Annotated in this window: 8 protein-coding genes; 4 read left to right on the top strand and 4 right to left on the bottom strand. The window is 64.7% G+C overall.

The genetic code is table 11. From position 1 onward, the window contains the following. A partial coding sequence (locus TY51_RS20425; protein WP_373960718.1) for a calcium-binding protein occupies positions 1-546 on the bottom strand: 546 nt, incomplete at its 3' end. A gap of 191 nt (positions 547-737) precedes the next feature. Then, positions 738-1916, bottom strand: a complete 1179-nt coding sequence (locus TY51_RS15355) for a glycosyltransferase (protein ID WP_052650314.1) — start codon at positions 1914-1916, stop codon at positions 738-740. Between the two features lie 178 nt (positions 1917-2094). Here TY51_RS15355 and TY51_RS15350 point away from each other — a divergent pair, with 178 nt between their 5' ends. Beyond that, positions 2095-3363, top strand: a complete 1269-nt coding sequence (locus tag TY51_RS15350) for a glycosyltransferase family 4 protein (RefSeq protein ID WP_197054789.1) — start codon at positions 2095-2097, stop codon at positions 3361-3363. A 61-nt stretch (positions 3364-3424) separates the two neighbouring features. Here TY51_RS15350 and TY51_RS15345 read toward each other — a convergent pair whose 3' ends face one another. Continuing rightward, a complete protein-coding gene (locus TY51_RS15345; RefSeq protein WP_042250997.1) occupies positions 3425-4105 on the bottom strand; it encodes a sugar transferase in 681 nt (226 codons plus the stop codon). Between the two features lie 393 nt (positions 4106-4498). Further along, on the bottom strand, positions 4499-5338 hold the full coding sequence (locus tag TY51_RS15340; protein ID WP_042250995.1) for a glycosyltransferase family 2 protein: 840 nt from the start codon (positions 5336-5338) through the stop codon (positions 4499-4501). A 116-nt stretch (positions 5339-5454) separates the two neighbouring features. Between TY51_RS15340 and TY51_RS15335 the strand changes: the two genes are divergently transcribed. The 3 genes from TY51_RS15335 (at position 5455) to TY51_RS15325 (ending at position 9496) form a co-directional block, all read left to right on the top strand. Further along, complete coding sequence (locus TY51_RS15335; protein WP_052650312.1) at positions 5455-6114, top strand: 4'-phosphopantetheinyl transferase; 660 nt, start codon at positions 5455-5457, stop codon at positions 6112-6114. Between the two features lie 347 nt (positions 6115-6461). Beyond that, positions 6462-8258, top strand: coding sequence for a heme peroxidase family protein (locus TY51_RS15330; protein WP_156118061.1), 1797 nt, complete (start codon positions 6462-6464; stop codon positions 8256-8258). A 128-nt stretch (positions 8259-8386) separates the two neighbouring features. Then, on the top strand, positions 8387-9496 hold the full coding sequence (locus tag TY51_RS15325; RefSeq protein WP_052650311.1) for a sensor histidine kinase: 1110 nt from the start codon (positions 8387-8389) through the stop codon (positions 9494-9496). Positions 9497-9511 lie beyond the last annotated feature (15 nt).

The raw sequence follows: 9511 nt of genomic DNA, 5'->3' as shown, positions 1-9511 counted from the left end.
CCCGTTGATCAGGTCATTGCCGGTGCTGGAATGAATGAAGTCATTGCCCGCCCCGCCGTTGATCGTATCGTTGCCGGCACCTCCGTGCAGCACGTCGTCAAAGCGCGATCCCATGATCCGGTCATTGCCTGCACCGGTGAAGATCGAGACGCCATGTCCCGGCTTGCCGCCGCCCACCGCGTTCAACGTGGCATTCGCGGCAGACACGATGTCGTTGCCCGCGGTACCATAGATCCGTTCGATGCCGGTGAACTGCACGCGCTCGTTTCCGATTTGGGCCACCCCGTCCTCGGTCGAGCGGAACGTGATACGGGCACCCACGTTCCCTTCCAGGAACAGTCTGTCACCACCGGGATTGCCCGGCGTATAGGGATTGGCATCAAAGCGTTCACTGCCGGTTCCGCCGTGATAGACGTCGTTGCCCATGCCCGGACGCCAGTAGAAGGTGTCCATTCCGCCCAAGCCCCAGAAAACGTCCGACTGCCGGGTACCCCGCATGGCATCGTCGCCATTCGTTCCTCTGATAATCGGCATGCCTGATCCCATCCATGTTGCCCGGCTTTGGCAGCATTATGCTATCAAGGATGAAGCATTATTATCACCAACTGAAAAAGTTCCTCATCGACGGCGGGAAATTGCATTTGGTGCTTTAATTTAGGCGGAACCTCGCATTTGTGCGAGCATGATACTGAGTTTTTGTGGTTGGCAGCAATTTTTTGCTTGTGATTCGCGGCGCGCTAATTGCGGCTTTCGCCGATCCGATCAAGCAGCAGGCGCGCATTCCTTTGGTGGTCGAATGACGCCAGCGCGGTAAGGCGTGCCGCACGGCCGATCTGCTTAGCAAATTCAGGGTCGGAGTGCATTCGCAACAGCCGATCCGCGATCGCGTCGACATCGCCCTGCGGCACCAGAAACCCATCGATCTCGTCGCGAATCATGTCCCCGGTTCCGCCGATTTGCGAACAGATGACAGGCAGGCCACAGGCCATCGCCTCCATCACCGTGACCGGTGCTGCCTCGCCCTGTCCGATCGACGAAAGAGCAAGCGCGTCGACGTCCCGCAACAGGGCCAGCACGCGCAACTCGTCCAGCGAACCCAGAAGTTGGACCTGATCCTGCAGGCCCAGCCTGTCGATTTCGGCCAGGATCGCGTCCCGTTCGGGCCCGTCGCCCGCGATGCGATAGGCGATGGTGACGCCCTGTTGCCGCAACCGGGCCATCGCCTGCAGGAAGAACCGATGCCCCTTCATGTGGTTCAGCCGCGCCACTGTCGCCACGGTGAAATCCCGACCGGGCGGACGATCCGACGGGGTGAATTGGGCGCAGTCGACGCCCATCCAGACCACCGGGTTCGGGGTGTCCGGGCTGACTTCGGCGATCTGCTGTGCCAAGGGCCGGGTCACGGCCGCCACAAAGCTGGCGCGGGCCATCTTGGCGGCATGGTCGGTGCCATAGACCGGCAGGTCGCCGTGCAGGGTCAGGCTGTAGGTCAGCCCGCCCAGGATCGCCGCCAGCGCACCAAGATGCGCGGCATTGGCGCAGGAATGGATATGCAGGTGCCTCACGTCGTGGTCGCGCGCGTCCTGCACCAGGTCCGCCGCCGACGGGATCAGCGCCAGCAGCCGCAGCCTGCCCGCCACCGACGTCTGCGACAGCCCTGCCAGATAGGACAGGGCGCGCGCCGTGCGCACCGGATGCGCCAGCAGGCGCAGCGCGGGACCGATGCGGGGCGGAAACAGATAGGTCGTGCGCGCTGTTGCCTGTTCGGCAAAGGCGTGGGGACAGGACCCCGGGGGCGGACGCCGGGTCGAATACAGGCGGACGGGCGTGCCCGCATCCTCGATCGCGCCGATCTCTCGCCAGAAGAACGCATGGGTCTGCGATGGAAATTCGGGAACCACATAGCCCAGTGCCAAGATCGCGTCCTCCCTGTGCCCGCGCGATGCCGCTTGCGGCTATCCATAGCGCGGGGCTGTAAAAAATCGGTGCAATCTTTCGATCAGGCCGATGGTCTAGGCCGTCCGAGTCGGCTAGTGTTTCCCTGTTGTCGGCCATCGCCCCGGCGCGTTCAAGATCTAGCGAAAAGGCATATGGATGTCCCTGTCTCGACCACGGGTCCTGGTGATCGCCGAAGCGGCCAACCCGGAATGGGTCTCGGTTCCGCTGGTTGGCTGGTCGCTGGCCGCGGCGCTGCATCGCCAGACCGACGTGCATATCGTCACCCAGATCCGCAACCGTGATGCGTTCCTGCGCGCCGGCATGGTCGAGGGGCAGGACTTCACCGCCATCGACAGCGAGGCCGTCGCCGCCCCCATGTATCGCATGGCCGAGGTTCTTCGCATGGGCAAGGGCCGCGGCTGGACCACCGTGACGGCCATCGCGGCGCTGAGCTATCCCTATTTCGAGCGGCTGGTTTGGAAACAGTTCGGCGACGATATCCGCGCCAAACGGTTTGACATCGTTCACCGTGTGACGCCGCTGTCACCCACCACGGCGTCGACCCTGGCGCCAAAGGTCGCGAAGGCGGGTGTGCCTTTCGTGCTGGGGCCGCTGAACGGCGGCGTGCCGTGGCCCAAAGGGTTCGATGCCGAACGGCGGCGCGAACGCGAGTGGCTGTCCTATGTCCGCGGCGTCTACAAGCTGAACCCGCAACTGCGCCGGACCCATGCCGCCGCGGCGCTGATCATCGCCGGATCACGGCACACCGCCAGCGAGATCCCGGCGCGGTTCCAGGACAAGGTCGCCTGGCTGCCCGAAAACGCCATTGACCCCGCGCGCTTCAATCTGGTCGCGCCGCAGGACACGACGCTGCCGCTGCGCGCCTGCTTTGTCGGTCGGCTGGTCCCCTACAAGGGGTCGCATATCCTGCTGGATGCGATCGCGCCTTTTGCCCGGTCGGGGCAGATGGTGCTGGACATCGTCGGAGAGGGGCCGATGCTGCCCGAACTGATGGCACAGGCCGACAGCCTTGGCATCGCCGACAAGGTGACGTTCCACGGCCACCTTCCCCATCAGCAGGTCCAGCAGATCCTGGCGGCGGCGAACCTGCTGACCTTCCCCTCGATCCGCGAATTCGGCGGCGGAGTGGTGCTGGAGGCAATGGCACTGGGCGTCGTGCCGATGGTCGTCGACTATGCCGGACCCGGAGAGCTGGTGACTGCCGAGACGGGCTTTGCCATCCCCCTGGGGACCCGCCAGCAGATCGCGGCGCGGATGGAACAGGCGCTGACCGGGGTGCTGCGCGACCCGTCGCACCTGACCACGATGGCCGCGGCGGCGCGCCAGCTGGTGCAGGATCACTATACCTGGGACGCCAAGGCCGCCCGGATCATCGACATGTACCGGGACCTACTGACGCGCTGACACAAAGGCCCACCATCCGGTCAGGATGGCGGGGCCACTTCTTGTCACGGATCAGTGTTGTTCAGCAGCCGGTGCAGCGGGCGACGACCTGGAAGGTGCGGGCGATCGTGGACACGTCCAGCGCCAGGCTGATCTCACGAGAGTAGCGTTCGTCGAACACGGCGCGGGTCGCAAAGGTCGAACCGTTGCGGACCGACACCTGCCACAGACCGGTCAGGCCGGGACGGTGCGCCGCGTAATAGACGCCCGGGTACAGGACACGCTGTTCGGGCATCATCGGACGGGGACCGACCAGGCTCATGTGGCCCAGGATCACGTTGATCAGCTGCGGCAACTCATCCAGAGAGCTTTTGCGCAGGAACGCACCGATCTTGGTCACGCGTGGGTCGTTGCGCAGCTTCTGGTCGGCATCCCATTCCGCACGCGCGGCGGGGTTGGCGGCCAGATGCGCCTCCAGCAGCAGGTCTGCCTGGGGCTTCATCGTGCGGAACTTGTACAGACGGAACGACTGCCAGCCGCGGCCAAGGCGCTTCTGGGTATAGAACGGCGATCCGCCATCCAGCATGACCGCCAGCGCAACCACGATCATGACCGGGATCAGGAACGGCAGGGCAAGCAGGATCAGGGTCAGGTCAAGCAGACGCTTGCCGCCGTTATCATACACTTTGGGAAGTTCGATCCCGGCGACCGGGTTGGTGGCCTGCGAGGAGCCGAGCTCGTGGCCGTCGTTCGACTGTAGCATCTGCGTATCTCCGCACTCGTGACAAAAAAATCGATAAACTTTTAACTAACGGGCCCGGCGAACCTTCGCGTAGGCCATGGGCTGCTTCTATCCAACAGACCAATATAGATACAAGTTGTACAAAAAGATGGTCTGCACCGTCGGTTTCGCCTTTTGATTTATGCTTTCGCGCGCTCTTGCACGCTAGGGTTGTTAAATGTCGGAGGTCGTGGTCGCTACCCGCATCAAACAGCCAAATTTTCGGGAAGTTCCGCCAAGGCGATCGAAATCTGGACTGAAAAGTCAAATTCCGGATCAATTCAATTTGATGTATTAACCATGCTATAAGAAAGCATTTTTCAGGACCCTCGGACAGACCCTGGATTCCTGCAACCGGAAGATGACAAAGAGGTCCTAGCGGCCCCGGTCCCAGCCTTGCGACGGACGGCGCAGGCGCACAGCGACCGTCACCGCGGCATAGACCGCAAAACCCACCGGATCGGTCAGCCCGATTCGCAGCATCCGGCCCAGTGAGGGTCGGTCCCCCGACGCATTGTGCTGCAGGTCAGGAAACTCCTCTGCCAGCTGCGCGGTCCCGGCATCCTGACGCCGGCGCACGCGGATCAGGCGGCGGAATCCTTCGGTGATGGGCCAGGCATAGGAAACCTCAACCCGCGATCGTTCGGCGGGGGCAAAGTTCAGCCGCGCAAACCCGTCATCAGAGATGATGGACGGGAACTGGTCCCACCGCGCACGCCCCTGTTCGTTCATCGCAAACAGTCCCGCACCGGTCACCCCGGTCGCCACAAACGGCAACCGCTGCCAGAACCGGGCATAGGCCCTGGAGAGCAGGTTCCGGGCCGGCGGCACCGTCAATCTAGCGCCCGCATAGCGTGCCCCCGGGCCCGACAAAGCGTCGTGCAAGGCCAGGATCATCCCCGGTCCGACCACGACATCCGCGTCCAGATAGATCCGCATACCGCCGTTGGCCGCCGCATCGCCCAGGTTCAGCGCGGCGATCTTGTTGCCGATGGCTGTTTCCAGGACGACGACCTGCCAGCCCGCCGCCGTCAGACCGGGAACCGCATCGCGGGCCAGTTGTGCGGTGGCGTCGGTGCAGCCGTTCGCGATCACGACGATCTGATGCGACACGCCCGGCACAAGACGCTGGTCGCGCAATGCGCGCAGACAGGCTCCGATGCCGGCGGCCTCCTGGTGGGCGGGCAGAATGACGCTGATGCCGTCCGTGTCCATCGCTGCCGTCCGTTCCCTGATCGCTGCATGCATCTTATCGCCCGTGGGTTGCGTGCTGGCAATGCCAAGGCGACGCGCCCATTGCCCATGTGCGATCCGCCAGCTTAGATCGGGCGATGACCACAAGGGACGACATCAGTCTGACGCAGGCGATCCGGGCGATGCTGCCGCAGGGGGTCGGTCTGGCGCTGTGCGACATCGACGCCCCCCACCCGCCGCTGTGGCAGGGAGAGGAAGAGGCGATCCGGCGTGCGATCCCTGCCCGCATCCGCGAATTCACGGCGGGCCGGGCGGCGGCGCGGCTGGCGATGGCGGATGCGGGCCTGCCACCGGGCTTGGTCACGACCGCCCAAGGCCGGGCACCGGAATGGCCCGCCGGACTGTCAGGCAGCATCACCCATACCGACCGGGTCGCGGCGGCCATCGTGGCGCGGCGACAGGATTGGCCCGGCGTCGGGCTGGATCTGGAGGACGCACGGCCGATGGATCACGACACGGCAGACCTGATCCGCCACCCGATGGATCAGGTTGAACCATCCCTGCCCGCGGCGCTGGCGGCGACCTTGATCTTCAGCGCCAAGGAGGCCGCGTTCAAGGCCCAGTTCCCGCTGACCGGCCTGTGGATCGACTATCGCGAGGTCGCGCTGCGAGTTGTCGGTGACAGGTTCAGCGTGAACGTCCGCGGGGTCCCGCTGACGGGCCGGTGGCGTCTCGCGCAGGGATTGTTCGGGACCACCGTGCTGATCGGCCCCGATCAGGCTGTCGCCCTGCGCTGAGCGGGGTGGCTTTTCAGAGCATCACGGCCCCTTGTCCGGGCAGCAGCCGGCGCCAATGGCACATGGTGAAGGGCGCCCATGTTTCTGAAGTATATTCTTGTCTTTATTTAATCTTACACCAATCATGGTGCGAAATTATTACCGTCGTAAATCCTATACAAATTAAGCGAGCGGAAACGGTTTCTAAAAACAGACGTAAACTAATTACAAAAATAAAACATTAATCAATTGAAATTGAATTTGACCGTGATATAAAATCACCGCGCAATGCCTTATTCCAATGTCGGCATTGCGTGTTCCGATTTCGGCATCTTCTTCCACCCGCATCACGCTTCAGGAGGACTCGCATGCTATTTTCCCTTGGTCACGGTCAGCACGTCGTTCAGGAGAAGGAGGCCGCGCGCAGCGATGCAGCCCCGCTCAGCGCCGTCGCCCCCGACATGAAGATGGCGCCCGCCGCCACACCCCCGTCGCAGTTGCACCGTGCCCCCGCATGGGCCGGCGACGACATCCGCGACGGCGACGCCGAGATGGTGTCGGCGCACGCACCCACCGTCGAGGTGGGCAAGTTCCGATACTATTTCGAACAGGCAGAGCCGCTGCCCGAACGCCCCGACATGCCCGCCCTGCTGGACGCGCTTGCCGACAGCATGGTCGAGGCGAACCCGGTCGCCCCGGACCAGAATTCGTCAATTCCCCCGGTCTTTACCTATCTGGGGCAGTTCATAGACCACGATCTGACGGCCAATACCGACCGCGAAAGCGACATCTCGACCATCGAAGGGAACATCGCGCCGAAACCGCGCGCCGAGGTCGCGGCCAACCTGTTCAACCTGCGCGATGGCTCTCTGGGTCTGGACAGCCTGTACGGCGACGCGACGGGACAGGGGCCGTTCGCGACCCGGCTGGCGCAACTGATGCGCTTTCCGGGCAATCGCGCCAAGATGCGGCTGGCCCTGCCCGCCGCCGCCGGGGGGCGGGTGCCGCTGCCTGTTGCGGACAGCGCGACTGACCTGCTGCGCTTGGGGTTCCTGCTGCGCAACGGGCTGCTGACGCTGGCGGAACTGCAGGCGCTGGACGACGACCTGCGCCGGGTGTTCCTAGAAGCCGACGGCACGCCGCGCAACGCCCGCGCGATCATCGGCGATTCCCGCAACGACGAGAACCTGATCGTGGCGCAGCTGCAGGTGCTGTTCCTGCGCCTGCACAACAAGCTGGCCGATGCCACGCAATCGCGCAGCTTCCGCACCGCGCAGCGGCTGACGCGGTGGCATTATCAGTGGCTGGTGATCAACCAGTACCTGCCCACCGTCTGCGACCCTGCCGTGGTGGCGGAAATCGTCGATCTTGGCGCGCCGCTCTACACCGCGTTCCATGACCGCCACAACGGCGCGGGCCCCAAGATGCCCATGCCGATGGAGTTTTCGGTTGCGGCCTTCCGGTTCGGCCATTCGATGATCCGGTCCGGCTATGACCACAACCGGTTCTTCGGCACGCCGGTGGACGGCACGCCGGGCGTTCAACCCTTTGCCGCGATGAACGACCTGTTCGCCTTTACCGGCGACGGGCGGATGAGAGGCCTCGGGCTGGAACAGCTGCCGCAGAACTGGGTGATCGAATGGGACCGCTGGATCCGGATCGATCCGGCCCGACCCGGCCGGTCGGCGCGCAAGATCGACACTGAACTGGCACCACCGCTGTTCGATCTGGTGAACCAGCCGGACGGGGTGTTCCGCAACCTGGCCCGGCGCAACCTGCGGCGCGGCTATCGCCTCAGCCTGCCGACGGCCCAGTCCTGCATCGCGGCGGTGCAGGCGACGGGGTACAAGTGCTTTGACACGCTGACGGCCGAACAGATCGCCTCGGGCAGCGATGCGCGGCGGCAGGCGGTGGCGGCAGGCGGCTTCGACACGCACACGCCCTTGTGGTTCTACATCCTCAAGGAGGCCGAGGTGCTGGGTCAGGGTGAACATCTGGGCCCGCTTGGCAGCCACCTGGTCGCCAACACCCTGGTCGGGCTGATCGTGAACGACCTTGAAAGCTACTGGAACGCCTCGGGCGGCCGCTGGTCGCCCGAGGATTTCAACCCGACCTCTCCGATCCGCTCGATCGAGGATGTCGTCCGCTTCTGCGGCATGCTCTAGCCTCCGCGTCCTGCGGCGGACCCGGTCCGCCGCAGGACGCACGCCGGAATCGCGCCGGTCGTCAAAGATCAGTCGCTTCTGCCATGGCTCATCGGATTATACTTGCTAAGGTGCAGGGGGTCCGGCACATGGCCCGATCGCACCGGGACATGACGGGACATGACGTGACGAACGCCGCAGCGCCTGACCGCCGGACGCTGTCCGACAAGCTGATGCAGGGGCTGGGCGCGGCCCTGCTGGCGCAAAGATCGCTGCGCTATCAGGTGGTGTTCGCCCTGTCGGCCATCGTGCTGTCGACGGCGCTGCGCTTTGCGCTGGACGATGCGCTGCCGCCGGGCTTTCCGTTCCTGACCTTCTTTCCCGCGGTCATGCTGACGCTGGTCTTCTCGTCGTTGCGGTCGGGGCTGGTCGTCGGGGCGGTCTGCGGGATCGTCGCGTGGTATTTCTTCATCGAACCGGTGCGCAGCCTGGCCGTCACGCCGGGGGCCGTGGTCGCGCTGGTCCTCTATGTCCTGATCATCGCCACCGACGTGGTCTTCATCACCGCCGCCGGCCGGGCGCTGGAACAGCGGCTGTCGGCCGAACAGCGCGCCAATGCGCTGGCGACATCGCGCAGCCTGATGTTCTCGGAACTGCAGCACCGGATCTCGAACAATCTGTCGACGGTCGCGGCGCTGCTGCGCCTGCAGTCGCAGCAGGTCGCGGACGAAACCGCGCGCCAGGCGCTGGTCGCGTCGCAGACCCGCATCCGGTCCATCTCGCTGCTGCAGCGGCGTCTGCATTCGCCGGACCTGCAGACGCTGGATGCCGCCGAATACCTGCGCGAGGTGCTGCAGGACGTGGTGCAGGTGTCGGGCGCCGGCAATGTCGACCTGGACTTCAGCGCCGACAGCCTGCCCCTGCCGCATGACACCGCGGTGCCGTTGGGCCTGATTGCCAGCGAGCTGGTGATGAACGCCATCGAACACGGCGCCCATGACGGGTGCGACACGCGCATCGTCGTCGGGCTGACCGTCGGCGCGCGCGGTTCCGACGGCCGGATCCCTGCCGCCCTGCGCATCGCCGATCACGGGCCGGGCCTGCCCGAGGGGTTCGATCTGGCCGCATCCGACAGCCTGGGGCTGATCGTCGCACGACAGTTCGCGGTGGCGCTGAACGGCACGCTGTCACTGGTGCGCGGCAATGGCGGTGGTACGGTGGCACGGCTGGATTTCCTGATCGACCCGACCAGCATTTGATGCCGGAACACCCGT

Source organism: Paracoccus sp. PAMC 22219 (assembly GCF_000787695.1).
Lineage (GTDB): Bacteria > Pseudomonadota > Alphaproteobacteria > Rhodobacterales > Rhodobacteraceae > Paracoccus.
The sequence above is the reverse complement of the archived record's forward strand: the minus strand, read 5'-3'. Positions and strand labels throughout refer to the sequence as shown.